Below are 24,603 nucleotides of genomic sequence, written 5' to 3' on the forward strand. Positions count from 1 at the left end.
CGTCTCAGCATCGCATGACTGACCGCATACGATCCTCTGCGTGTCCAGGATGACCGACGTACCGAAACGACTCCTCCTCGGGAGGGCGCTGCGGAGCGACAAGCTCGGGGAGACCCTTCTCCCCAAGCGTGTCGCGCTGCCCGTCTTCGCCTCCGACCCGCTCTCCTCCGTGGCGTACGCGCCAGGTGAGGTGCTGCTGGTCCTGTCCATCGCGGGAGTCTCCGCCTATCACTTCAGCCCGTGGATCGCGGTGGCCGTGGTGGTGCTGATGTTCACGGTGGTCGCCTCCTACCGGCAGAACGTCCGCGCCTACCCCAGCGGCGGGGGCGACTACGAGGTCGCCTCCACCAACCTCGGCCGCAAGGCGGGCCTCACGGTCGCCAGCGCACTGCTCGTCGACTACGTGCTGACCGTCGCCGTCTCCATCTCCTCGGGTGTGGAGAACCTCGGCTCGGCCATTCCCTTCGTCGTCGAGCACAAGACGCTGTGCGCTGTGGCCGTCATCGTGCTGCTGACGCTGATGAACCTGCGCGGGGTCCGCGAGTCGGGCAAGCTCTTCGCCATTCCCACCTACTGCTTCGTCGCGGGGGTCTTCGCGCTACTCGTATGGGGAGTGGTGCGCGGGGTCCTCCTGGGCGACCACATGCGCGCGCCCACCGCCGACTACCACATCCACACCGAGCAGTCCGGGCTGACCGGCTTCGCCCTGTCCTTCCTGCTGCTGCGGGCCTTCTCCTCGGGCTGCGCGGCGCTCACCGGCGTCGAGGCGATCAGCAACGGCGTGCCCGCCTTCCGCAAGCCCAAGTCCCGCAACGCGGCGACCACGTTGGCGATGATGGGCGTGCTCGCCGTCACCATGTTCTGCGGCATCATCGCGCTCGCCCTCGTCACCGACGTGAAGATGGCCGAGAACCCGGCCAGAGACCTGCTGGTGGACGGCAAGCCGGTCGGCTCCGGCTACACCCAGAACCCGGTCATCTCCCAGGTGGCGGCAGCGGTGTTCGGCGACGGCACCTTCCCGTTCGTCTTCCTCGCGGCGGCGACGGCGCTCGTGCTGTTCCTGGCGGCCAACACCGCCTACAACGGCTTCCCGCTGCTCGGCTCGATCCTGGCCCAGGACCGCTACCTGCCCCGCCAGCTGCACACCCGCGGCGACCGGCTGGCCTTCTCCAACGGCATCGTGCTGCTGGCCGGGGCCGCCGCGATACTCGTGGTGGTCTACGGGGCCGACTCCACGCGCCTGATCCAGCTGTACATCGTGGGCGTCTTCGTGTCCTTCACGCTCAGCCAGACCGGCATGGTGCGGCACTGGAACCGGCTGCTGACCGACGAGAGCGACCCCGCACGCCGCCGGCACATGATCCGCTCCCGGGCCATCAACACCTTCGGCGCCTTCTTCACCGGGCTGGTGCTCGTGGTGGTCCTGGTGACGAAGTTCACTCACGGCGCGTGGGTCTCCCTCGTGGGCATGGCCCTCTTCTACGCCGTGATGACCTCGATCCGCCGGCACTACGACGGTGTCACCGAGGAACTGGCCTCCGACGACCCGGGCGGGACCAAGGTGCGCCCCTCGCGGGTGCACTCCTTCGTCCTCGTCTCCAAGATGCACAAGCCCACGCTGCGGGCCCTGCGCTACGCCCGCCTGATGCGCTCCGACACCCTGGAGGCCGTCACCGTCAACGTGGACCAGGCCGAGACCGACCAGCTGCGCAGGGAGTGGGAGGAGAGCGGCATAGACATCCCGCTCACCATCCTCGACTCGCCCTACCGCGAGATCTCCCGCCCCGTCATCGACTACGTCAAGCGGCTGCGCAAGGAACAGCCGCGCGACCTGGTCAGCGTCTTCATCCCCGAGTACGTGGTCGGTCACTGGTACGAGCACCTGCTGCACAACCAGAGCGCGCTGCGGCTCAAGGGCCGCCTGCTCTACACCCCGGGCGTCATGGTCTCCTCCGTGCCCTACCAGCTGGAGTCCTCGGAACTGGCGAGGAAGCGGGCCCGCCGCCGCGAGCAGTGGAACGCCCCCGGCTCGGTACGCCGCGGACCGGTGCTCGCGCCCCGCAAGGACGGCAAGAGCGGCAAGGGGACGGAGCCGGGCACCGGCGCGGGGCCGGGCTCCCCGTCCCCCGGCCGCTCCCCGGGAGCGGGCGACTCGTCGGAGGACCTGACGCGGGGACGGAAGAACTAGGGTCTGGCCCGGACGGCGACCGCCCCGGCCGCACCGGGCTGGGCGGCCGGGCGGGGGAGGGCCGGTGCGGGAAGTAGACTCGGCGGCTGCGGTTCGCGGCGGCTCCCGCCGCGGTTCACCCCGCACCTCCGCTCCGGGCCCGCACGGGCCCGCGCCGCCCCCGTTCCTGGAGTCACTCCGTCATGCCCGAAGCCAGCGCGTCAGGACAGCTCGCCCCCTCCCTCGTGGGGGAGGAGTACGAGGTCGAGATCGGCCCCGTCGCGCACGGCGGCCACTGTGTCGCGCGTACGGACGAGGGCCGGGTGCTGTTCGTCCGGCACACGCTGCCCGGCGAGCGGGTGGTCGCCCGGGTGACCGAGGGCCGCGCCGACTCCCGCTTCCTGCGGGCCGACGCCGTACAGGTGCTGGACCCGGCCAAGGACCGCATCGAGGCCCCCTGCCCCTTCTCCGGCCCCGGGCGCTGCGGCGGCTGCGACTGGCAGCACGTCAAGCCGGGAGCGCAGCGCAGGCTGAAGGGCGACGTACTCCGCGAACAGCTGAGCCGGCTGGCCGGGCTCACCCCCGAGGACGTCGCCTGGGACGGCACCGTCGAGCCCGCACCCGGCGACAAGGTCGCCCCCGGAGAGGTGCCCGCCTGGCGCACCCGGGTCGGCTTCGCTGTCGATCCCGAGGGACGGGTCGGACTGCGCCGGCACCGCTCCCACGAGGTGGAGCCGGTGGACCGCTGCCTGATCGCCGCGCCGGGCGTCGAGGAACTGGGCATCGAGGCCCGGGAGTGGCCGCAGATCGCCGCCGTGGACGCGATCGCCGCCACCGGGTCGGCCGACCGCCAGGTCATCCTCACCCCCCGCCCCGGCGGCCGGCTGCCCATCGTGGAGCTGGACCGCGAGGTGTCCGTGCTGCGCGTCGGGGAGAAGGACGGGGCCGTACACCGCGTGCACGGCCGCGACTTCGTGCGCGAACGGGCCGACGACCGCACCTGGCGCGTCGGCGAGGGCGGCTTCTGGCAGGTCCACCCGCGTGCCGCGGAGGTCCTGGTGGATGCCGTGATGCGCGGACTCACCCCGCGCAAGGGCGAGATGGCCCTCGACCTGTACTGCGGCGTCGGCCTGTTCGCGGGTGCGCTGGCCGACCGGATCGGGGAGAAGGGCGCGGTGCTGGGCATCGAGTCCGGCAAGCGGGCGGCGGCCGACGCCCGCAAGAACCTGGAGGACTTCCCCCGGGTACGGATCGAACACGGCAAGGTCGAGCAGGTGCTGCCCCGCACCGGCATCACCGAGGCCGACCTCGTCGTCCTCGACCCGCCCAGGACCGGCGCGGGCAAGCGCATCGTGGAGTCCATCGCGGCACTGGGCCCCCGCCGCGTCGCCTACGTCGCCTGCGACCCGGCGGCCCTCGCCCGCGACCTCACGTACTTCGCCGCCGCGGGCTACCGGCCCCGCTTCCTGCGGGCTTTCGACCTGTTCCCGATGACGCAGCATCTGGAGTGTGTGGCGATCCTCGAACCGGTCGCGAAGGGCTCCTGAACTGCGGTTTTGTTATTCGGGTGGGTGGCTTGACTCGTTTCCCTCCATGCAGCGGTACGCGCGGCGGATCGATCGGCGTAGCTTGCTGACCTGCGGGTTCGTAAGCGAGGTGCCAGCGTCGGCGACGCCTTCGGAGGCTCTTTCGGAGGTTCCTGACGCTCGGGTGACGCTCGTTCCGGAAGTCTCTACCGCACCTCCGTGGTACGGCCTCGGGACTGGTGGGCTCGCGAGTCGAGGTGTCGCGTATTTCTCGGTGAGGCCGATCCTGGTGTCACCGTGTGTGGTCGCCTGGGGTGTATCGGGCCCAGGTCAGGCCACTGTTCGCTCGTCATACGCCGCTGCCGGGGTGGAAGTCGCCGTATGCGCATCCGATGCAATTGGCGTCGGTAGGAACATCGGTACAGCCGTTGGCGCTGAGATTGATCATGGTCGGTCAGCGCACCGACTCAAGGCTCCGCCGGGGTTCGCGGGAAGATCGCCGCGTGGGTGCCGGGGCCGGCCACGGTCCGCGCGTGCCGGGGGAGTTTTCGACTGATGAGCGGGTCAAGGCGTACGGGGAGTTCGCCGAGGAGCCGACCCGCCCCGAGCGGGAGCGGTTATTCTTCCTGGACGGCGTCGATCGCGATCTGATCGCACTGCGACGCTCCTCTCACCACCAACTCGGCTTCGCGCTCCAGGTGCACACGGCGCGCTACATCGGCCGGTTCCTCCTGGACGGCCCGCTGGAGACGCCGTGGCCAGTGGTCGAGCACCTGGCCGGGCAACTCGGCATCGAGGACCCGTCGGTGGCGAAGCGGTGCACCGAGCGGCCGAAGACGGCGTACGAGCCCGCGTGGGAGATCGCAGGACCTGGCCGGCGGCGCGCGATGCGCGGCCCCCCGGCTCAGGGTGACTGCGGGGCGCCGTGTCGCAGGCCGTCGAAGAGGAGGGCGGTGATCTGCCGGGCCTCGACCAGCCAGCCCTCCGTGGCACGCATTCCGCAGACGCCGCCCAGGGCGCGCAACAGGGTGGAGCCGGTGACGTCGTGGCGGACGGTGCCTGCCGCGCTGCCGGCGTCGAGCAGCAAGGAGAGGGCGTTGGCCATACGGGTGCGTGCGTCGTCGAAGACCGGTCTCCCAGCAGACACACCTCGACTTCGGCGTCGACGACCTCACAACCGCCGACCGCACGGCCACCGAAGCCGGCGCCACCCGACTGCGTCCCACCGGCAAGGTCACCGCGGAATCCCGCACCGGCAGTCGCGTCTACGCAAGCCCGGCCGGACACCCTTTCTGTCTGCGCTCGACCTGAGCCGGTCGCCGTCCACCGAGCCGCTCCTGTCGTCAAACGAGGGCAGGCGGCGCGGCCGGGGTTGTCGGCGAGGATGCCGGGGCTGGAACAGTTGACGACGGCGCCGCTTCCCTGGGTGAGGGTGCGGCGCGGTTCGTGCTTCAGGGCGGCCGAGGTGCCGCCTGAAGTCCTGGAGGCGGCAGGACTGGTCGGCTCTTTCTTCGCCGCCGTCGGACGGATACGGCACGTTGTGACGGAAAGCCGCCAACTGGCTCAGAAGCCGAACGGGCGCCCGCAATGCGACGAAAACCTCGTTTCAGAGGTGATCACAACCGGGTTTCAACAGGGTGTTGATTCCGCCCGGCGGCAACCGTCCCAAACGGCCTGTGAACGCGGGCTGTCACGGAGACCGCCTCCCACGAAATCTCGAACGCCAATTGCCCCGCCCTTGCCGGGTCGGCCGAGTGCTGGCGTGCTGTGGCGAAGAGTTGCGGCGCCTGCCGAACAACTGCTTGGTGATCACACACTCTTGTGGCTGGTTCGCAGCCCTGCTATTTTTTCCGGACAGCGATCATGACTGCTGCCTCAGAAGCTTTCGCGCCTCTCGGCGTCGATTTCTTCCACCGGTCCGCCCGAACTGTGTGCCTTGTGGTGCCCAGTATTCCCCTCACCACGAGTGAACGGAACGCTGGGTGAACCCTGCTCAACTGGCACGATCCCTTTGTGGAAACGCGCCATGTCCACGAATCGAGAGGATTTCGCTCACAGCCGCAACTTGCGCCATCTGTGGCGGGACGTTCTTGCGGAAAACCCAGACCCTGAACATGTAGGGGCAGGTATGTACGGCTCAACGTGGTTAACGGCTTGAGTTGCCTGTGTGTGTCAACTGTTATCCGATGCTCAGTCCTTCTCGCGGGAGGAAAGTGCCGTGCGCGCGCTTAAAATTGACGAGAATCGCCGTTTGCATATCGCGGAATCGCCGCAGCAGGAGCTCCCACCCGGCTGGTTGCGCGTCGCAGTCGCGTACTGCGCGATCTGCGGTTCCGATCTGCACCTTCGTGAAATGCCGGGAGTCGCGGGAGAAGGCGCTGTCCTGGGGCACGAGATTTCCGGTGTGATCCGGGAAGTAGGTTCGGATCTCGAGGGGAAATGGGAACCGGGCGACCGGGTCGTGGTGTGGCCCAAGGACGGCTGCGGGGAATGCGCGGTCTGTCAGGCCGGCGACAACCAGATGTGCCAGGTGGAACCGTGGAATGAAACCTCCATGGGGCTCGGTACCCGTCCCGGCGCCTACGCGGAGGAAGTGCTGGCGCCCGCCCATGCGGTGTACCCGGTGCCGGACACGCTTCCGTTGCGGGAGGCGTGTCTCACCGAGCCGCTCTCCTGTTGCCTGCATGCCATCGAACGGGCGGACATCGGTCCGGACGACACAGTCGTGGTGGTCGGTGGCGGCGTTATCGGATACCTGACGGCGCATGCTTTGAAAAGCCTTGGCAACTCCCGGCACATTGTCACCGAACCGCTCGCCCTGCGGCGGGAGCGGCTGCGACGTACGGGGATCACGGCAGTCGATGTGCCCGAGGATCCGGCGCAGTTGACCGCCGAGTTGGGAAGCGAGCCGACGGTGGCCATCGAATGCGTCGGATCGCCGACCGCGCTGGCCGAAGCTGTCCGCCTGGTACGGCCGGGCGGCCGTGTGCTGGCCATGGGGGTGAGCGAGCATCCGCTGCGCCTGGAGTCCGTGCCGCTGGTCACCAAGGAAGTCACGGTCATCGGCAGCTATGCACAAAACCGCCCCGCGTTCGAACGGGCGCTGTCTTTGCTGGCGGCCCGCAGCATCCCCGTGGCGGACATCATCACCACGGTTGTCCCGCTGGACGACTCCGTCAACACCGTCATGAGTCAGCTCACCACCGGTCACGGTTCGCACCAGGTGGTTCTCATCAATCCACAGCACCCGCACACCCTTCCCTGACCAGCCACGCTCAGCAAAGGAGAGATCCGTGAGGAGCGAACCGCGCTTTTCCAGGATTGTGCAGGAGGACATCTTCCAGCCCAGACTCCGGTACGAGCTCGGGCTGGATGAGGCCATGGCATTGGCCGTGCGACGTGCGCGACTGCTGCACCGGCGTGGCCTGGTGGCCAACAGCATGTGGTGCGGAGGCCCGGAAGCAGACCGCTTCGCGGAGTTCGTACGGGATCTCGGGTGGATCGGAGCGTATGACTTCGCGCTGCTCTCCGTCATCGTGGACCACCAGATCGCCGGGAACGCGCTGCTCTCACATGGCTCACCTGCTCAAGTAGCGGCGCACCGGGAAGAGATAGACCGCTTCGACACCGTCTACGCCTTCGCCGCCACCGAACTCGGCCGGGGCAGCGATCTGCGCCGCCTGGGCACCGAGGCGCACTACAGCCACACCGATCGCACTCTGACGCTGCGCACCCCCGATGACGCGGCCACCAAGTGCTGGATCGGCAACAGCCTCTTCTCCGCCGAGGTGGCCATGACCTTGGCCCGGCTGATCGTGGACGGCGTCGATGAGGGACACCACTGGATCCGCGTCCCCCTGCGGGAGAAGGAGGGCGCCCTGCCGTACGACGGGATCCGCATCCAGCGAGCGGACCCGAAGGGCGGCATCGTCGCCAACCAGACAGGCATGATCCGATTCGAGGACTACCGCATTCCGGCCGACGCCCTGATGAGTTCCTGGGCGCGCATCTCCCCGGAGGGCCGCTACCAGTCGGACATCGGACCCCATGAACGGTTCAGCCGCTGTATGGAGACGTTCATCCAGGAGCGGATCTTTCCCGTGGCGGCGGCAGCCCAGGCCGTGCGCAGGGCCGCCGCCATCGCGGTGCGCTACAGCACCAGCCGCACCGCATACCGCCGCCCCCTCATCGGGCATGCCCACTACCAAGAACGTCTGACACCGATCGTGGCCCGCGCCCTCGCCCTGCGCGAGGCGATGGAACTCCTCATCCAGGACGCGAGCGCCGACTACGGCACGGTCGAGGGGCGAAGCCGCCTCTACGGCCGCACCTCCGGGTTCAAAGCCGCGGCCACCTGGCAGGCGAACACCGCTTTGGGCCAGCTGCGCGAGCTGTGCGGAGGCCATGGCTTCCACGCCTTCAACGAAATCGTGAGCATGCGCAACGACTTCGAGATCAACACCACCTTCGCGGGCGACAACACCATCCTGTGCTACGAGAGCGTTCGCGTCACCGCCCGCGAGCCCCGCAGCGCACCCCCGGGTCCTCCGGCGGAATCAGCCCTGTGTCCGGCCGAGCGAACGGGCGTGCTCCTTGCCGCGCTCGCCCACGGCCTGCTCGACGAATGGCGCGACACCGGCCGGTACGCCCTGTGCGTCCCCCACGTGCAGGCCGCCACCGCGGCGGCCGTACTCGCACGCTGGCGGCCATCGGACGCGCATGGCGTCGAGGCGCAGTTGCGCGACCTCTACGGCATCGACAGCGTGCTGCAACTCGTCGGCCCTGCCCTCGCGCACGGGCTGCTCGACCAGGCCGCCGTAGCCGGCTTGATGCGGGAACGGGCCGACCTGTGCGGTCGCCTCGGGGCGGATCCCGAGCTGCTGCTCGCAGCCCTCGACGTGCCCGAGCCGCTGCTCGACGTGCCGATCGCCCACCCCGACTATGAGGCACGCACCCTCGACCTGGCCGCGGACACCTACGCCTGGGGCAGCCTCCCGGCGCACGACAGCACCCCCGGGATATCACCCGGATCCGCGGTGGTCCGGTGACCGCCGGCCGCTCCGCCGTCCTGGAGAACATCGCGGCGGTACACCCCGAAGTCACGGTGACCAACGGCGAACTCGCCGCTCGCCTGGGCATCGACGAGGGGTGGATCCGTACCCGGACGGGCATCGGCAGCCGCCGCCACGCCCCCGCGGGCACAGGGACGACGGAGCTGGCGGTACAGGCCGGCCGACGGGCGCTGGAGGGTGCGCGCCACGACTCGGTGGACGCGGTCGTACTGGCGACGAGCACCGCGGACCGGCCCTTGCCGGCCGCCGCCCCCGAGGTGGCGCACCGCCTTGGTCTCGGGGAAGTGGCCGCCTTCGACGTGGCGGCTGTCTGCAGCGGCTTTGTCTACGCCCTGGCCACCGCGGCAGGACTGATAGCCGCTCGCAGCGCCCGCCGTGTCCTGGTGATCGCCGCTGAACGGTACTCCTCGATCATCGACCCGTACGACCGCGACACAGCCGTGATCTTCGGCGATGGCGCCGGAGCCTGCGTGCTGCGGGCGGGTGAACCGGACGAGGCGGGCGCGCTCGGCCCGGTGGTGCTCGGCAGCGATGGCAGCCTGAGCGATCTCATCCAGGTCCCCGCTCCCGAAGCCCACTTCCGCATGCGGGGCCGCGAGACGTTTCGGCACGCGGTGCGGCGGATGGCCGACGCCGCCCGGTCGGCAACCGCTTCCGCGGGCTGGACGCTGTCGGATCTCGACCGGGTCGCTGCCCACCAGGCCAACGACCGCATTCTCAAAGCCATGTCCTACGAGCTGGAACTGCCGGACGAGCGCATGCTCACGAACATCGGCCACTGCGGCAACACCGGGGCGTCCTCCATTCCCCTGCTGCTGGCCGACGCCGTCGCTGACGGAACCCTCACCGCAGGCCACAAAGTGCTGGTGGCCGCCTTCGGCGGCGGTCTCACCTGGGGCGCCACCACCCTCATCTGGCCATCAACACCTCAAGGAGCGACCTCATGAACACCTACGAGACGATCAGGGGCATCCTCATCGACCGGATCAAGATCCCGGCCGATGTCATCACGGAGAAGGCCACCTTGAACCAGATCGAACTCGACTCGCTGAGCGCCGTCGAACTCTCCATGGAACTGGAGCAGATCTACGGCGAGACGTTCAGGGACGAGGAGATACTGGCCTCGGAGAACATTGCCGGACTGGTCACCCTCGTCGAGCAGCGCACCGGGGCCGGCCGGTGACGCGCTCCGCGATCGCGGTGACCGGCATGGGTCTGGTGGGGCCCGGGGGCATCGGTGTGGAGGCGAACTGGCAGGCGGCGCTGGCCGGCACGGCAACGGCCGCGCAGGACGAGGCGCTGGCGGGCCTTCCGGTACGGATCTCCTGCCGGGTGCCCGCCTTCGACGCCGACCGCGCCCTCGGGGCACGGCAGGCCCACCGGCTCGACCGGAGTTCGCAGTTCGCCCTGCTCGCCGCCCGGGAGGCAGTGGCCGACGCGGGCCTTGACCCCGGCACCTGGGACGGTGCCCGCACGGGTGTGGCGTTCGGCACGGCAGGCGGTGGAGCAGGCACGTTCGAGGCGCAGCACCGGACGCTGCTCGATGAGGGGCCGCACCGGGTCTCGCCGTTGACCCTGCCGATGCACCTGCCCAACATGGTCGCCGGCCAGCTCGGAATCGACCTCGGTGCCCGGGGCCCGAACCTCACGGTGTCCACCGCGTGCGCCTCCGCGGCGACCGCCATCCAGACGGCCTGCGATCTCCTGCAACTCGGGCGGTGCGACGTTGTCGTGACCGGCGGCAGCGACGCCCTTCTCACCTCCGTCACCATGGCCGCGTTCGCGCAGATGGGCGCGCTGTCCCGGCACACCGACCCGGCGACCGCCTCCCGCCCCTTCGACCTGCACCGGGACGGGTTCGTGGCAGGGGAAGGCGCCGGGGTTCTCGTCCTCGAACGGCTCTCCGACGCCGCGGCGCGCGGGGCCCGGGTCCACGGCCGGATCGTGGGCTGCGGCAGCACCGCCGACGCCCATCACGTGACAGCCCCCGACCCCCAGGGCCAGGGCATGGAGGGCGCCCTGCGCCAGGCGCTGGCCGACGCGGACGCCGCGCCCGGGGACGTGGATCACGTCAACGCGCACGGCACGTCCACGCCGCAGAACGACCGGTTGGAGACAGAGATGCTCCGGCGCGTGCTGCCCGGAGATCCTCCGGTCACCTCCGCCAAGGGGGTGATGGGCCATCTCCTGGGCGCCGCCGGGGCGATGGAGGCCATCCTCACCCTGCGGACGCTACGCGAACAGAAGATCCCCGCCACGGCGAATCTGACCACCCCCGATCCGGCGATCAGGGCAAATGTCGTGGCCGGGCGACCGCTGCCGCACCCGATGGAGCTTGCGGTGAGCAACTCGTTCGGCTTCGGCGGTCAGAACGCCGTACTGGTCCTCGCGCGCTGAGTGGTACGAAGGAGCCCCACTGTGCCCATCCCCACCCCTGTTCCCGTCCACGAGGACTCCGTGCTGGTGGACGGTGTCCGGATCCATCTGCGCCGCGCCGGCGAGGGGCCGTTGGTCCTGCTGCTGCACGGCTGGCCGGAGACGGGGCACTGCTGGCGGCATGTGCTGCCCGCGCTGGCCCGCCGGTACACGGTCGTCGCCCCTGACCTGCGGGGATACGGACAGTCCGGCCGCCCCCGGGACGGCTATGACAAGCGCACCATGGCACGCGACATGAGCCTCCTGATGAACCGGCTGGGCTTCGACCAGGCGAGCGTGGTCGGGCACGACCGGGGAGCCCGGGTGGCCCATCGTTGGGCCCTGGACCGGCCTGCGGAGGTCCGCCGGCTCGCGCTGCTCAGCATCATCCCGACACGCGAGATGTGGCGCCGGATGGATGCCCGGACGGCTGCCACGTACTGGCACTGGCTCTTCCACCTCGTACCGGATCTGCCCGAGTTCCTGACGGAGGGCAAAGAGGCAGAGTATGTCCGGTTCATGCTCGACCGCGGTCTCGTCCAGCGTCACGCCCTTGGCCCCGCGGACATCGAGCACTACGCCGAGAGTTACCGTCGCGCAGGCGCCATGCGTGCCGGATTCGACGATTACCGAGCCGCGTTCACCACGGATCTGGCCGCCGACGACGCCGACGCGGAGGCCGGCCGGCGGCTGACCATGCCGACTCTGGTCCTCTGGGGAGCAGACGGACTCGCCGGGACACTTCCGGTACTGGACATCTGGCGCACCTACGCCGAGGACGTGACCGGGGAGGCTGTCGGCGAGTGCGGCCACTTCCCGATGGAGGAGCAGCCGGACCAGGTACTCACCCGCCTGGAAGCCTTCCTGGGAGCCTGACCGGACCCGCCCCCTGCCGGACACGGGCAGCCCGCGTGCCGCTCCTCGGCCCGCACACCTCGGGAGCCACACCTGCGTCGGAGGGCTGCCGTACGCGAGTTCCGATCGAGTGGCGGCCGTGCGGGCTGCGCCGCCCCGTCCTCTTCTGCCGAGCGGTCGGGGGCGGCAGCCATCGCCCGGGTGAGCGGAGCGGATCGCGCCGGGAGACGCTCATGAGCATGCTCGCTGTCAGCACTGTCAGCGGCGCAGGGTGCCGTGTCGAGCGGTCTGCCCGTGCGTTCGGGAGGTGGGGCCCGGCCCGGATCGCTCCGGCCCGGGACCGGTCCGCCGCAGCCGGAGGGCGATCAGCGCCGTGAGCAGGAAGACCGCGGCCTCGTAAGCCATGGCGTGGGCGAACGCCGAGTCCGCACGGTCGGCCGGCGCGAAGTAGACCAGCCCCGCCAGCGTCACCCCGATCGAGCCGCCGAGCTGCTGGGCCGTAGGCAGCAGCCCGGACACCGAACTCGCGGCGGTGCCCCGCACGCCCGCCAGTACCAGGGTGAACACCGCGGCCGTGAAGAGGCCGAACGCGGCGCCTCCGGCCGCCAGTACCGGCAAGGCCGCCCGGCGCCCGGGCCCTGTGCCGATGAGCGTCGCGAGCGCCACGGCCGTGCCCGCGAGGACGAGCGCGGGTGCAGTCAGCGCGGTCGGGCCCAGCCGGCGGGAGAGGCCCGGGGCGGCACGGCTGCCCACCACGGCCGCGGCGGCGAACGGCGCCGACACCAGCGCGGCGGACAGCGCCGAATACCCGAGAGCGGACTGCAGATGCAGGAACAGCAGATACGTGAACGACGGGACCCCGGCGTTGAAGACGAACACCAGCAGTACGCCCCACCGCGCGGTCCCGTCCCGCAGGACCGACGGGTGGACCAGGGGGTCCGGCCGGTGCCGGAGGGTGAGGACGAAGCAGGTGAGGGCCGCCGCGGCCACGGCGAAGGAGACCCACGTCCACCAGGGCCAGCCCGCCTCCCGGCCCAGCGCGCACGGCAGGACCAGCGTGGCGAAGCCGGTGGTGGCCAGCGCCGCCCCGACCCCGTCCACCCGCTGTCCGCCCGTACCGTGCGAGGGAGGCAGCAGGGCCGCCCCGGCCAGCGAGACGAGTGCCACCGGGACCGTGACCAGGAAGATCGCGCGCCAGCCGAGGCCGAAGAGGTCGGCGCCCACGAGCAGCCCGCCGATGAGCGGCCCGGCCAGTGAGGCCACGCCCATCGTGGCGCCGTACAGGGCGAGGGCTCGCGGGCGGCGTTCCGCACAAACGCCGGTACGGATGAGGGAGAGCACCTGCGGGGCGACCAGGCCACTGCCCGCACCCTGCACCAGCCGGGCCGCGATCAGCCATCCGGCGCCGGGCGCGGCGGCGCAGGCCACCGAGCCGACAGTGAAGAGCGCGGTGCCCAGCACGAAAAGCCGCCGGTAGCCGTAGCGGTCACCGAGCCGGGCGGCGGTGATGAGCAGGCACGCGTACGCCAGGGTGTACCCGGCCAGTACGAGCTGCACCGCGCCGGGGCCCGCGCCCAGACCCGCCTGGAGGGCCGGAGCGGCGATCTGCGCGACCGTGACGTTGAGCAGCTGCACGAAGGTCGCGCTCAGCACCACCGGCAGCAGGAAGCGGCGGCCGCTCACCGGACCAGGGCCTCGGCGAGTTCCTGCGGGCGGGCGGCGAACGGGCTGTGGCTGCCCGGCAGGGTACGGACGGTGAACGGCTCGCCCGGCATGGCCCGGTCCGCCTCCGCGATCATCAGGTCCTGCGCGGCCGTCGGCAGCGCCCGGTCATCCGCGCAGCGTACGAAGGTCCGGGGGATGCGGCCCCACCGTGCCGGGGTCAGGTCCACCGGGGTCGCCGGTATCGCCAGCGGCAGATCGGGGCTCAGCGCGATACGCCAGCGGTCGAAGCGGTCGGCGCGCGTGTCGTGGTAGTGGGTCTGCCGCAGCTCCTCGACGTAGGCGGGGTCCGGCGAGAGCGGGTCGATCCGTACCGCGCCCAGCTCCCCGGGATCACCGAGATTGAGGCCCTGTCCTCGTGCGGTGGCATTCTCGGGCGCGCTCAGGTAGTCGAAGAACCGGGGACGGCCGGCGGGGACGAACGCGGAGAGGTAGACGACGCGGTCCACCAGTTCGGGCGCGCGCTCCGCGGCCAGCGACGCGGGGCCGCCGCCCGCGCTGTGCGCGACGAGCACGACACGGCCGTAGCGGCGGACCCGGCGCAGCGTGTCCAGGACGGCATCGGCGCAGTCGTCCATCGTCACGTCGGCGAGCTGCGACCGCTCGGTCAGCAGACCGGAACGGTCGGGCAGCAGGTACCCGCTGGGCAGGGGAGCGCCGAAGCCGTGCCCGGGCAGGTCCACGGCAACGCTCGCGGCACCGAGACCGGCGAGCGCCCGCTGCGTCGCCGCCCACTGCCATGAGCCGTGCCAGGCACCGTGGACCAGGACGAAGACGGTGCCGGTCAGCTCGGTGTCCGCGCGGTCGGCGGCGACGTCGATGCCCGCGGCGCTGTCGGTGCTCGCGGCGTCTTCGGTGCTCGCGACGGGTTCGGTCCTCGCGGCGGTTTCGGAGCTTGCGATGGATCCGTTCCTCGCGGTGTGTTCGGTGTTCGCACTGTTCAGTGGGGGCTGCATGACTCCCATCCCAGCCGGTGACGACCGAACGATCCAGAGCAAGATATGGAACAGTGGGTGGCGATACCTTGCATGTATGGGCGGAACTTCGCGGGTACGGACGGAGCGACGGTGGAAGCACGGCATCTGAGATACGCGCTCGCCCTCGCCGAGCACGGACACTTCGGCCGGGCAGCCCGCGCGCTGGGCATCGCGCAGCCCCCGCTGTCCAAACAGATCGCCGACCTGGAGCGCGAGACCGGGGCGCGGCTGTTCGACCGGACGCGGCAGGGCGTGTTCCCGACCGCCGCCGGCGAGGCGTTCCTCGCCCGGGCGCGGCGGGCACTGGAGGAGATGGCGGCGGCCTCGGTGGACGCCGACCGGGCGGCACGTGGCGAGACGGGGCGACTGCGGCTGGGGTTCATCGCCTCGGCGCTGCTCGACCCCCTCCCCGACGTCCTGGGCCGATTCGGCCGCGAGCGGCCCGACGTACGGCTGGAACTGCACGAGATGGCATCTCGCCGCAGCACCGCCGCTCTCCTCGCGGGAGAACTGGACATGGCCGTCACCCTCGGACCGCCTCGGGGCGCCGGGGCCGAGCATCTGGTGTCCGTCCCGGTCGGGCACGACCACTTGATCGCCGTGGTCGGCAGCGCCCACCCCTATGCGGGCCAGGCGTCGGTGAGCGTGGACCAACTGCGACGGCAGCCGCTGATCGTGGCCGCCGGGGAGGACGAGCCCGCCATCGCCACCGGGCTGCGCGTCCTGCTGGGCGAGGGCGCCGCCGCGCTGGACGGCGCCACCGTGGCCAGGGACGTGCACACGATCATGGGCCTGGCGGCCTGCGGGGTCGGCGTGGGCCTCGGCCCCTCTCGTATGCGGTCGGCCCCGCGACCGGGAATCCGGTTCTGCGAGGTGACCCCGAAGACGGCACTGCCCGACCTGGTCCTGTCCTTCGCCGACCGGGACCGCTCCCCGGCGCTGGACGCCTTCCTCGACACCGTCCGCAGAAACTGCCCCGACGCCGGTGCCGCACTCGACCGGCGGCTGGGCCACGCACGAGAACCGCGCCGGGGTCCTGATGCGTGATGCGTGATGCGGGACGCGTGATGCGGGACGCGTGATGCGTGACGGCGCCCTGGTCCTCGACCGGTCCGGCAACCCCTCGGCTCGCCCCACCGGCGACGGCCGAAGGCTGCTGAAGGGTGTGACGCGCACTTGACGTCCCAGCCGTCCGGCAGCTCGCCTCCGGGCGGTACGGAAGGGGTCGCCGGGTCGCCGGTGTGCTGCTACGAGGTTTCCAGCCATTGGTAAGCCTCGCTGCCCGGATACCAGCCCGGTGTCATCGCCGCATGGCGATGACACCGCGACTCCCTGACGACCTTGACGTGAAGCTCACCGAGCGTGCCCGTCGCGAGGGCCGCAGCAAGCAGGAACTCGCCATCGAGGCCATCCGTGACGCTCAGGACCGGGCCGAGCTGAAGGTGGATGATGTCCTGGCCGAGCTGATGGACAGCGACGCGGAGATCCTGGACTACCTGAAGTGACCGAAGTCCGCTACATCCAGCTCGACGAGACCCCGGCCATCGCCCGCGCGGTCAACGGCACCGAGCACAGCGTGCGTGACATGGGACTTCTGGTCTCAGCGATCGAGCGGCCCCGGACCAACGTGTTCGGGGCCGAGCTGTATCCCACGCCGCACGAGAAGGCGGCGGCCCTGCTGCACTCCGTTGCCCGCAATCGCGCGCTGATCGACGGCAACAAGCGCACTGCCTGGCTCGCCACACGCGTCTTCCTGCGGTTCAACGGCGTCAGCGCGCCATCGCCCCGCCGCACGTCTCCGTCGCCGGTCCGCTCGTCGAGGAAGTCGCGCAGGACAACATCGATGTACCGGCCATTGCCTAGCGACTGTCGGCCTGGTTACCCGTTTCCTGACGTTCGACGATGAGAGGACCGGGCACCGGCCGGACGGGCCTGCCCCTACGTCGATGCCTGGTCGTTGTCCTTCATCGAACCCCAGCCGTGCCAGCGCTCGATCTCGATCCAGGCGCTCACCCGGGGACGGACCCGGTCGGGGTAGGGGCTGTTGATGTAGTGGGTGGCGATGCGGTCGATGTCGGTCAGGTTCTCGTCGTCGTGCAGGGCCGCCACCCGGCCGATGAGGGTGACGTGGGTGTACCAGTTGCTCTCGTCGAGCACGGTGAGGGTCACCCGGGGGTCGTTGCGCAGGTGCTTCAGGCGTACGCGGCCCTCGTCCAGGTTGACCAGTGCCCGGCCGTCCTCCCACAGGTACCAGGTGGGAGTGGAGACGGGGGCGCCGTCCGCGCGCACGGTGGCCATGACGCAGGGGTTGGCGCGGCGCAGCATTTCCTGGGCCTCGGGGGGCAGGGGCGGCTTGGACATGGTGGCTCCTTCTGCGACGTCGTGGGGAGAATGCTGTGGGGAGAATCTAGTCGCTGGGTGAACTATGCCGGTGAGGTGCGGAGGGGGTCGCGCAGCCACGCTTGACGGCCACCGCGCCCTCCGCGGTGTCGTGGTGCTTTGCTTGTGCCGGTGTGCGGGTGCCGTCGTGCGGGCCTCGTCAAACGCGGTCCCTGCTGCGGGCGTTGGCCTCCGCGACCAGGACGCGCAGCAGTTCGTCCTGGGACAGGACGCGGACCCGCGCCGGATCCGCGTCCCATTCGCGGCCTCCGGCGAACGGGCGGAGCCGGAGGTAGGGGCCCTCGTGCCCCGTCACCCGGCCGCAGCGGTTACGGGCGGTGTCGTGCACGGCCTCGCCGATGTCCGGGACCGCGCCGCCCGCTGCCGGGGTTGTTGCAGACTCCCGCGTACGCCCGGGAGGTGCTCGCTGCGGGCGGCCTCCGGGGGAAGGAGCTGGACCAGCAGGTCGAAGCCCGGATGGGACGGCGGGAGTTGTTGGAGGGGGACGATGCACCGCTGTTCCGGACGATCATCTCCGAGGCGGTGCTGCGGACGCCGTTGAGGGACAAGGAGGAGTGGCGGGAACAGCTGCAATACCTGTTGGACGCTATGGAGCGGCTGAACGTGGCGGTCCACGTGCTCCTGCAAAGCGCGGGGGTGCACGGTCTGATGAGCACCGACATGTGGTACTTGCCCCTTCCCGATGGCAGGACCGTCGCCTATACCGAGAACGGGTACCGGGGGCGAACTCATCCTGCGGATGTTGGAGGAAGTGACATGCGATCCATCGACCTGAGTGCCGCAGCTTGGCGCAAGAGCAGCTACAGCAATCAGGACGGCGGCGCGTGTCTTGAGGTCGCCGACGGTTTTGCCGCCGTCGTCCCCGTCCGTGACAGCAAAACCCCGCACGGCCCCGCGCTCGTATTCCCCGTCGGCGGCAGGTCGGCCTTCGTCGGGGCCGTGCGGGGCGGGCAGTTGGGGTCTGAACCTCGAAACGCCCACGGCCTCGCGAGCGGCGCACACCGCTCGCGAGGCCGTCGTCCGTCATCGGGCGGGCGGACGCCCGCTACTGCGCGCTGATCGAGCGCAGCACGTTGAGGCGGGCGGCGCGGCGGGCCGGCCAGACCGCTGCCAGGATGCCGATGGCGAGGCCCAGCAGGAGGAAGAGGCCCAGGCGGTCCCAGGGGAGCACCGTCTCGTAGGTGGCCAGGGACGAGCCGGTCAGGCTGCCGCAGGACCAGGCGAGGAAGATGCCGGTGCCTATGCCGAGGACCGCGCCGAACAGGGAGATCACCACGGACTCCAGGCGCACCATCTTCTTGACGCCCTTGTCGTCGAGGCCGATCGCGCGCAGCAGGCCGATCTCGCGGGTGCGTTCGAAGACCGACATGGCCAGGGTGTTGATCACCCCGAGGACCGCGATGACGACGGCCATGCCGAGAAGGCCGTACATCATGTTCAGCATCGTGTCGATCTCACCGGACTCCGCCTTGGTCAACTGCTCCTGGTTCTGGACCTGGAGGAGCGGGCTGTTGCCGAGGGCCTGGCGGATGTCGTGTTCGAGGGTGTTCAGGTCCGCGCCGGGCGCGGCTTTGACCAGGATGCTGTCGAGCTTCTTGCCCTCGGCGTACGGCAGCGTGTCGGGCATGGTGCCGATGGCATCCTCGACGGCGCGGGTGGGCTTGTAGACGGCGACGACCTTCAGCTTCTTCTTGACGTCGTCCAGGCCGAGCTTGCCCTGGAAGGTGTCGCCCGCCGACAGGCCGGTCTTCTTGGCCAGTTCGGAGGAGAGGGCGATCTTCCCGGGGCCGAGGTCGTCGAGCGAGCCGCTGCTGAACTCCAGGTCGGAGACCTTGCCGAGCTGGCGCGGGTCCGCGCCGGTGAGCGTGGTGAACGCGCCGCGCGCCGTCAGCGACGCGGTGGCGACGGGCGTCGTGTCCGCCGCGTCCGGGGCCTTGGCGACCTTCTTCGCGAGTGTGGGGTCGAGGCCCTCCCAACCGGCGTTGGAGACCTTGTAGTCGGCGGTCAGGCCGCGCACCGCCTCGTTCTTGAGGGCGGTTTCCGTGGAGTTGCCGGCCACGGTCATGGCGGTGATCAGGGTGAGCCCGATCATCAGGGCCGAGGCGGTGGCGGCGGTGCGGCGCGGGTTGCGCAGCGCGTTCTCCTTGGCGAGCTTGCCGCTGATGCCGAAGAACCGGGTGGTGAGCGCGCCCGCGAGGGAGACCAGCGGCCGGGACAGCAGCGGGGCCAGCACGATCATGCCCGTCAGGGTGAGTACCGCGCCCAGCATGGCGATCATGAGGTTGGTCTCGGCGCCGTCCTTCTGTGTGGAGACGTACAGCATGACGAGGATGCCCAGGCCGGCGAGGAGCCCGCCGAGGGTGTTGCGGAGCACCATGCCGCGCTTCGGGGGTGCCTGGTCCACGCTGCTCAGGGCCTCGACGGGGGCGATCTTGGCGGCCTTGCGGGACGGCAGCCAGGCGGCGAGGACCGTCACGCCGACGCCGACGAGGAGGGACCAGATCAGAGTGCTGGGGGAGATCACCAGGGGGCCGTCGGGCAGGCCCGCGCCGCTGGCGTTCAGCAGCGGGCGCAAGCCGGTCGCGATGCCCAGGCCGAGGGCGAATCCGGCGGCGGAGGCGAGGAGTCCGAGGAGTCCCGCCTCGGCGAGGACCGCCCGGACGACCTGGCGGCGGGAGGCCCCCACCGCGCGCAGCAGCGCGGTCTCCCGGCTGCGCTGGGCGATCAGCATGGTGAAGGTGTTGGCGATGATGAAGACGCCGACGAACAGGGCGATCCCCGCGAAGACCAGGAGCATGCGGGTGAGCCACTTGGTGCTGTCGGCGATCTCCTTGGCCTGTTCGTCCGCGAGCTTGGCGCCGCTGGTGACCGTGAGGCCCTTGGTGGGCAGCAGCTCGCGGATCTCGCGGGTGAGCTTCTCGTCGTCGGTGCCGGGTGCCGAGGCGACGGTCAGCTCGTCGAACTGGCCCGCCTGGAGGAAGAGCCGCTGTGCGGTGCGGGTGTCGAAGAGCGCCAGGCTGCCGCCGGCCGTCACCCGCGGGTCGTCGGTGTTGACGGTGCCGACCAGCTTCTTGGTGAGCGCCGGTCCTTCGGTGGCGAAGCGGACCGTGTCGCCGACGCGGTAGCCGGCCTTCTCGGCCGTACGGCGATCCAGCGCCATCTCCCCGCCGGAGGCGGGGCCGCGTCCGGCGGCGAGGGGGAAGCGGCTGTCCCGGTCGCCGTTCTTCGTGTCCGGCGCGTAGTTGAGCGCCAGGTTCTGCCAGCTGTTGTCGGCGTTCAGCGGCTCGCCGTCCTTGGTGGCCAAGGTGGCGTTGCCGTTGACGGTGGGGTGTACGGACGTGACGCCCGGCAGGGCGCGGACCTTGGCGGCGAGGGCGGCGGTGAGGGCGGTGGACCGGCCGCCGTCCTCCGCACCGTCGGTGCCCTCGGTCTGCTCGGAGTCGGCCTGTACGGAGACGGCGACATCGTCGAGGTTCTTGGCGGAGGCGCCGCGCAGGGCCTGGGCGACGCTGTCGCCGAAGACGAGGGTGCCGGAGACGAAGGCGACGCCGAGCATGACCGCGAGAGCCGTCATGATCAGGCGGGCTTTGTGCGCGAAGACGTTGCGCAGGGCTGTACGGAGCATGGTGGTCCCGTTCAGGGAAGGGTGTGTGACGTACGTGCGTGACGGAGGTGCGTGACGGACGTACGGGCGGGCGGAGTGCGCGTGCGGCAGCCGATCAGCTGGGCAGCCGGGTCAGCTGGGCGGTCGGGTCAGCTGGTGCGGTTCTCGGCGTCGAAGCGCCGCATCCGGTCCAGTACGCCCTCGGCGGTGGGGGAGAGCAGCTCGTCGGTGAGCCGGCCGTCGGCGAGGAAGACGACGCGGTCGGCGTAGGCGGCGGCCACCGGGTCGTGGGTGACCATCACGACGGTCTGGCCCAGCTCCCGTACGGAATCCCGCAGGAAGCCCAGGACTTCGGCGCCGGAGCGGGAGTCCAGGTTGCCGGTCGGCTCGTCCGCGAAGACGATCTCAGGGCGGGACGCGAGGGCGCGGGCCACGGCGACGCGCTGTTGCTGGCCGCCGGACAGCTGTGAGGGACGGTGGTTCAGCCGCCCGGAGAGGCCGACGGTCGCCACGATCGTGTCCAGCCACTGCTGGTCGGGCTTGCGGCCGGCGATGGCCGTCGGCAGCGTGATGTTCTCCAGCGCCGTCAGGGTGGGCAGCAGGTTGAAGGACTGGAAGACGAAGCCGACGCTGTCCCGGCGCAGCCGGGTGAGCTGCCGGTCCTTCAGGGCGGTCAGCTCGGTCTCACCGATGCGCGCGGAGCCGGCGGAGACCGAGTCGAGGCCCGCCATGCAGTGCATCAGGGTGGACTTGCCCGAACCGGAAGGACCCATGATCGCGGTGAACCGGCCGCGGCCGAACTCCACGGAGACCGAATCCAGGGCGACGACGCGGGTGTCGCCCTCGCCGTAGACCTTGCTCAGGCCGGTGGCCCGGGCGGCGGCGGAAGCCGTCGGCGAGTGGGCGGGTGCGGGGGCGGCGGCCTGCATCGACATGGGTGCTCCAGAGGTACGGGATCGAGACGTGGATCAAGGGGGGAGACGAGGGGGGAGAACGTGCAACTGCCCCTCAATCCTTGCCGCGCCGTGCCCGTGAAGCGTCGGTCTCAGGACGTGGATCAGGCACCTGTCGAAGGTCGGTCCCAGGTACCTGTGTAGTCCTCCGGTCGGACGCCACGCCTCTGCCGTTGGGCAGAGGCCGGGGAGGGGACAGCGGTTGCCGTCCCGGGAGTTCTCAGGAGAGCAGTCCCGCCCGGTACGCCAGTACCGCCGCCTGGACCCGGCTGTCCGTGCCCGTCTTCTCCAGGATGGCGCTGACGTGGGTCTTCACCGTGCCTACGCCGATGCCCAGTTGACGGCCGATATCGACGTTCGCGAGGCCGCGGCCGAGCAGCACGAGGACGTCCCGCTCCCGGCCGGTGAGCGCCGCCAGCGGCCGGCCTGCCGTCGTGCCGGCGTCCGGTGCGGGGGCCTGTGGCCCGGCGCCGCCGCCCAGCATGCGCGCGATGACCGTACCGGTGACGCCGGGGGAGAGGACCGCGTCGCCCGTGGCGGCGGCCCGTACCGCGCTGATCAGCTCCTGCGGGCCCTCGTCCTTGAGGAGAAAGCCGGTGGCGCCGGAGCGCAGCGCGTGCGTCACGTTCTCCTCGTCGCCGAACGTGGTGAGCATGACGACCTGCGGCCGGGGCTGGAGCGCGAGGAGCCGCCCGATGGCGGCGAGCCCGTCCAGGACGGGCATCCGGACGTCGATCAGCGCCACGTCGGGACGGGTCTCGGCGGCGACCCGTACGGCCTCCTCGCCGTTCGCGGCCTCCCCGACCACCTCGATGCCCTCCGCGTGCCGCAGGATCAGCCGGACGCCGTGCCGGATCATCTCCTCGTCGTCGGCGAGGAGGACCCGGACCGGACGGTCGTCGGATGCGGGCACCCCGGCGGACGGCGCGGACGGCGCGGACGGCGCGGGCGGGGCGGACGGGTCGGACGGGTCGGACGGGTCGGTCACGGGGTCTCCCACGGCGGCATCTGCGAGACCACCGGAACGGTGAAACGGTCGATCGCGGTCAGCTTGTCGGCACGGAAACAGTACCGGGTGATCAAGAGTGTGCCGGGGCCGTCATCCCAGTAACCGGAGTTCGTCCCCCGCCGCTGCGGTACCCCGGTGGGCCGGGCGCCGTCGCCCGCCTCCCGCGGCACGAAATCGTCCGAGGGCACCGCCGGATACACGCAGCTCGTCGCCGACTTCGGACGGGGCGGCTCGTGCCCCGTGGCCGCCGCGCGCGCCGCGACGTCGTCCCACGCCCCGGCTTCCTCCACCTGCTCCCGGGCCATCCCGATCCGGGGCTCCGGCGGCGTGGGCGGCTCGGGCTGCGGCGCCGCCTCGGTGACGAGGAGGAGCCCGAGCATCATCATCACGCCGACACCCGCGAGCCCCAGCAGCCCGGTGAGGGCGCTGACGACCCGGCGCTGGAAACCGCCGGCCGCATGGTCGGAGCGCGGCTCGGCCGGTGAGCCGGGCGCCGGTGCCTCCGTGTTCGCGAGGATCGCCGCCGGGTCCGGCTGCGTCGGGATGCGGGCTGTCACGGCGAAGCCGCCTGCCGGTGTCGGCTCCGCCTCCAGAGCGCCGCCGAGCAGCGCCACGCGCTCCCGCAGCCCGACGAGGCCGCGCCCCGAGCCCAGGCCGGTGGACGCCTGCGGCGGCGCGGGCGGACGCCCGTTGCGTACGAGCACCTCCACCTGGCCATCGGTGTGCGTGACCGACACGGCGACATGCGCCCCGGTGGCGTACCGGTGCACGTTGGTCAGTGCCTCCCGCACCACCCGGTGCACCGCGCGCCGCACCTGGGCCGGGCGGCCGTCCAGATCGGGCCCCTCCCAGGTGAGATCGACGGGGATGCCCCCGCCGCGCGACTCCTCCGCCAGCGCCTCGACATCCGCCCGGGTGCCCGTGGTGCCGGTAAGCGCCCCGGTACCGGTGTCCTGGCCCAACGGGCCCAGGACGCCCAGCACTTCGCGCAGCTCCCGCATCGCGTCCCCGGTGGCCCGGCGGACCAGCGCCGCCTCGTCGCGCAGCTCGGGCGACTGCTTCTGGAGCGCCATCTCCAGGCCGCCCGTGTGCAGCGAGATCAGGCTGAGCCGGTGGCCGACCAGGTCGTGCATCTCGGCGGCGATCCGGGAGCGCTCATGCGTGCGCGACTCGCTGTCGGCCAGCTTGCGGGCCACCTCCGCCGCGGCGGCCCGCTCCCGCAGCGCCCGCAGCAGCCGGTCCTGCTGCCCGCCGGAGGCGCCGACGAGTCCCGGCACCAGCAGCGCGGTGGCCGCCAGTACGGCGCCGAGCATCAGCCCGAACCCATGACCGCCGAGCCCCACGCCCGGCGCGAAGAGGGCACAGGTCAGCACCGCCAGCACGGTCGCGGCGCTCAGCACCGCGTTCCGCCGCCGGGGGCCCGTGAGCTGCCTGGCCGAGGTGTACGCGATCGCGGCGGCCGGCAGCCCGGCCGCCGGCAGCAGACCCAGCAGAACGGACACGCCCAGCAGGCTCACGGCGGGCAGGCGGCGGCGGACGGCGAGCAGGGAGAGGACGCCGACGCCGAACAGCAGGAACAGCGGCTCGGGATATGTGTCGCCCAGGTTCTGTACGGCCAGGTGGGAGACGAGCATCAGCAGCGCGCCGCCGGCCACCTCCGCGCCCGCGCGCCACAGCCCCCGGCCCTGTTCACCAGGGCCCGCGAAGGGGCTGCGTGAGGCGGGGGAGGCGGAGGGGGAAGTGGAGGCCATCGGTCAATTGTCGCGGGGGTGAGGTGCCTCCGGTGCGACCTGGGGAGGAGACCGCACTCTGCCGAAGGGGAGAGCCGGTCCCGGCGCGTTCCACCCCGTGAGGACATCCGCGCGCCGGGCGGGGCGGAGTGCGGTCTTGAGGGGGACGGCCC

18 protein-coding genes and 6 pseudogenes are annotated in these 24,603 nt (G+C 71.1%); 15 read left to right on the forward strand and 9 right to left on the reverse strand.

What is annotated here, in order from left to right:
• Nucleotides 1–40 precede the first annotated feature (40 nt).
• The 3 genes and pseudogenes from ABD339_RS22480 to ABD339_RS22490 all read left to right on the forward strand — a co-directional run.
• Complete coding sequence (locus ABD339_RS22480; protein ID WP_344568219.1) at nucleotides 41–2,188, forward strand: APC family permease; 2,148 nt, start codon at nucleotides 41–43, stop codon at nucleotides 2,186–2,188.
• 182 nt (nucleotides 2,189–2,370) lie between these two features.
• Nucleotides 2,371–3,714: a class I SAM-dependent RNA methyltransferase gene (locus ABD339_RS22485; RefSeq protein ID WP_344568220.1), complete on the forward strand. Its 1,344-nt coding sequence runs from the start codon at nucleotides 2,371–2,373 to the stop codon at nucleotides 3,712–3,714.
• 512 nt (nucleotides 3,715–4,226) lie between these two features.
• A pseudogene (locus ABD339_RS22490) lies at nucleotides 4,227–4,556 on the forward strand (DUF4158 domain-containing protein); the annotation flags it as partial.
• 41 nt (nucleotides 4,557–4,597) lie between these two features.
• Here ABD339_RS22490 and ABD339_RS22495 read toward each other — a convergent pair.
• A pseudogene (locus ABD339_RS22495) lies at nucleotides 4,598–4,825 on the reverse strand (SbtR family transcriptional regulator); the annotation flags it as partial.
• Here ABD339_RS22495 and ABD339_RS22500 point away from each other — a divergent pair.
• The 7 genes and pseudogenes from ABD339_RS22500 to ABD339_RS22530 all read left to right on the forward strand — a co-directional run.
• Nucleotides 4,825–5,004: pseudogene (locus tag ABD339_RS22500) on the forward strand (VOC family protein); the annotation flags it as partial. The pseudogenes ABD339_RS22495 and ABD339_RS22500 sit on opposite strands and share 1 nt — an antisense overlap.
• A 907-nt stretch (nucleotides 5,005–5,911) precedes the next feature.
• Nucleotides 5,912–6,958 (forward strand): zinc-dependent alcohol dehydrogenase, encoded by a 1,047-nt coding sequence (locus ABD339_RS22505; RefSeq protein WP_344568221.1) that lies wholly within the window; start codon nucleotides 5,912–5,914, stop codon nucleotides 6,956–6,958.
• A 28-nt stretch (nucleotides 6,959–6,986) separates the two neighbouring features.
• Nucleotides 6,987–8,741 (forward strand): acyl-CoA dehydrogenase family protein, encoded by a 1,755-nt coding sequence (locus ABD339_RS22510; protein ID WP_344568222.1) that lies wholly within the window; start codon nucleotides 6,987–6,989, stop codon nucleotides 8,739–8,741.
• Nucleotides 8,738–9,712 carry a beta-ketoacyl-ACP synthase III gene (locus ABD339_RS22515; RefSeq protein WP_344568223.1) on the forward strand — a complete coding sequence of 325 codons (975 nt, stop codon included), beginning with the start codon at nucleotides 8,738–8,740 and terminating at the stop codon, nucleotides 9,710–9,712. Before ABD339_RS22510 ends, ABD339_RS22515 begins: the two co-directional genes overlap by 4 nt.
• The gene (locus tag ABD339_RS22520) at nucleotides 9,709–9,948 is read left to right on the forward strand and encodes an acyl carrier protein (RefSeq protein ID WP_344568224.1); all 240 of its coding nucleotides are present in this window, start codon (nucleotides 9,709–9,711) and stop codon (nucleotides 9,946–9,948) included. Before ABD339_RS22515 ends, ABD339_RS22520 begins: the two co-directional genes overlap by 4 nt.
• Nucleotides 9,945–11,162, forward strand: coding sequence for a beta-ketoacyl-[acyl-carrier-protein] synthase family protein (locus ABD339_RS22525; RefSeq protein ID WP_344568225.1), 1,218 nt, complete (start codon nucleotides 9,945–9,947; stop codon nucleotides 11,160–11,162). Before ABD339_RS22520 ends, ABD339_RS22525 begins: the two co-directional genes overlap by 4 nt.
• 21 nt (nucleotides 11,163–11,183) lie before the next feature.
• A complete protein-coding gene (locus ABD339_RS22530) occupies nucleotides 11,184–12,056 on the forward strand; it encodes an alpha/beta fold hydrolase (protein WP_344568226.1) in 873 nt (290 codons plus the stop codon).
• Between the two features lie 237 nt (nucleotides 12,057–12,293).
• On the opposite strand, the gene ABD339_RS22535 is transcribed toward ABD339_RS22530, so the two are convergent.
• Both ABD339_RS22535 and ABD339_RS22540 read right to left on the reverse strand, forming a co-directional pair.
• Nucleotides 12,294–13,718 (reverse strand): MFS transporter, encoded by a 1,425-nt coding sequence (locus ABD339_RS22535; protein WP_344568227.1) that lies wholly within the window; start codon nucleotides 13,716–13,718, stop codon nucleotides 12,294–12,296.
• The gene (locus ABD339_RS22540) at nucleotides 13,715–14,713 is read right to left on the reverse strand and encodes an alpha/beta fold hydrolase (RefSeq protein WP_344568228.1); all 999 of its coding nucleotides are present in this window, start codon (nucleotides 14,711–14,713) and stop codon (nucleotides 13,715–13,717) included. Before ABD339_RS22540 ends, ABD339_RS22535 begins: the two co-directional genes overlap by 4 nt.
• Before the next feature lie 111 nt (nucleotides 14,714–14,824).
• Between ABD339_RS22540 and ABD339_RS22545 the strand changes: the two genes are divergently transcribed.
• From ABD339_RS22545 to ABD339_RS22555, 3 genes and pseudogenes are all read left to right on the forward strand, one after another.
• Nucleotides 14,825–15,781: a LysR family transcriptional regulator gene (locus ABD339_RS22545; RefSeq protein WP_344568229.1), complete on the forward strand. Its 957-nt coding sequence runs from the start codon at nucleotides 14,825–14,827 to the stop codon at nucleotides 15,779–15,781.
• Between the two features lie 263 nt (nucleotides 15,782–16,044).
• On the forward strand, nucleotides 16,045–16,239 hold the full coding sequence (locus ABD339_RS22550) for a hypothetical protein (RefSeq protein ID WP_344568230.1): 195 nt from the start codon (nucleotides 16,045–16,047) through the stop codon (nucleotides 16,237–16,239).
• Nucleotides 16,236–16,597, forward strand: a pseudogene (locus tag ABD339_RS22555) (type II toxin-antitoxin system death-on-curing family toxin). The gene ABD339_RS22550 and the pseudogene ABD339_RS22555 overlap by 4 nt, the downstream one beginning before the upstream one ends.
• Before the next feature lie 75 nt (nucleotides 16,598–16,672).
• Here the strand turns inward: ABD339_RS22555 and ABD339_RS22560 are convergent.
• A complete protein-coding gene (locus ABD339_RS22560) occupies nucleotides 16,673–17,095 on the reverse strand; it encodes a PPOX class F420-dependent oxidoreductase (protein ID WP_344568231.1) in 423 nt (140 codons plus the stop codon).
• A gap of 178 nt (nucleotides 17,096–17,273) precedes the next feature.
• Nucleotides 17,274–17,462, reverse strand: a complete 189-nt coding sequence (locus ABD339_RS22565; protein WP_344568232.1) for a hypothetical protein — start codon at nucleotides 17,460–17,462, stop codon at nucleotides 17,274–17,276.
• A gap of 32 nt (nucleotides 17,463–17,494) precedes the next feature.
• On the opposite strand from ABD339_RS22565, the pseudogene ABD339_RS22570 reads away from it, so the two are divergent.
• A pseudogene (locus ABD339_RS22570) lies at nucleotides 17,495–17,909 on the forward strand (DUF5753 domain-containing protein); the annotation flags it as partial.
• Nucleotides 17,891–18,094 (forward strand): annotated as a pseudogene (locus tag ABD339_RS22575) (DUF397 domain-containing protein); the annotation flags it as partial. The pseudogenes ABD339_RS22570 and ABD339_RS22575, both read left to right, overlap by 19 nt.
• Before the next feature lie 85 nt (nucleotides 18,095–18,179).
• Here the strand turns inward: ABD339_RS22575 and ABD339_RS22580 are convergent.
• From ABD339_RS22580 to ABD339_RS22595, 4 genes are all read right to left on the reverse strand, one after another.
• A complete protein-coding gene (locus ABD339_RS22580) occupies nucleotides 18,180–20,759 on the reverse strand; it encodes an ABC transporter permease (RefSeq protein ID WP_344568233.1) in 2,580 nt (859 codons plus the stop codon).
• A 128-nt stretch (nucleotides 20,760–20,887) separates the two neighbouring features.
• On the reverse strand, nucleotides 20,888–21,673 hold the full coding sequence (locus ABD339_RS22585) for an ABC transporter ATP-binding protein (RefSeq protein WP_344568234.1): 786 nt from the start codon (nucleotides 21,671–21,673) through the stop codon (nucleotides 20,888–20,890).
• A gap of 238 nt (nucleotides 21,674–21,911) precedes the next feature.
• A complete protein-coding gene (locus ABD339_RS22590) occupies nucleotides 21,912–22,604 on the reverse strand; it encodes a response regulator (RefSeq protein ID WP_344568280.1) in 693 nt (230 codons plus the stop codon).
• Nucleotides 22,605–22,675: 71 nt separating this feature from the next.
• Nucleotides 22,676–24,451, reverse strand: coding sequence for a sensor histidine kinase (locus ABD339_RS22595; RefSeq protein ID WP_344568235.1), 1,776 nt, complete (start codon nucleotides 24,449–24,451; stop codon nucleotides 22,676–22,678).
• Nucleotides 24,452–24,603: the final 152 nt, after the last annotated feature.

Source organism: Streptomyces axinellae (genome assembly GCF_039532135.1).
Taxonomy (GTDB): Bacteria; Actinomycetota; Actinomycetes; order Streptomycetales; family Streptomycetaceae; genus Streptomyces; species Streptomyces axinellae.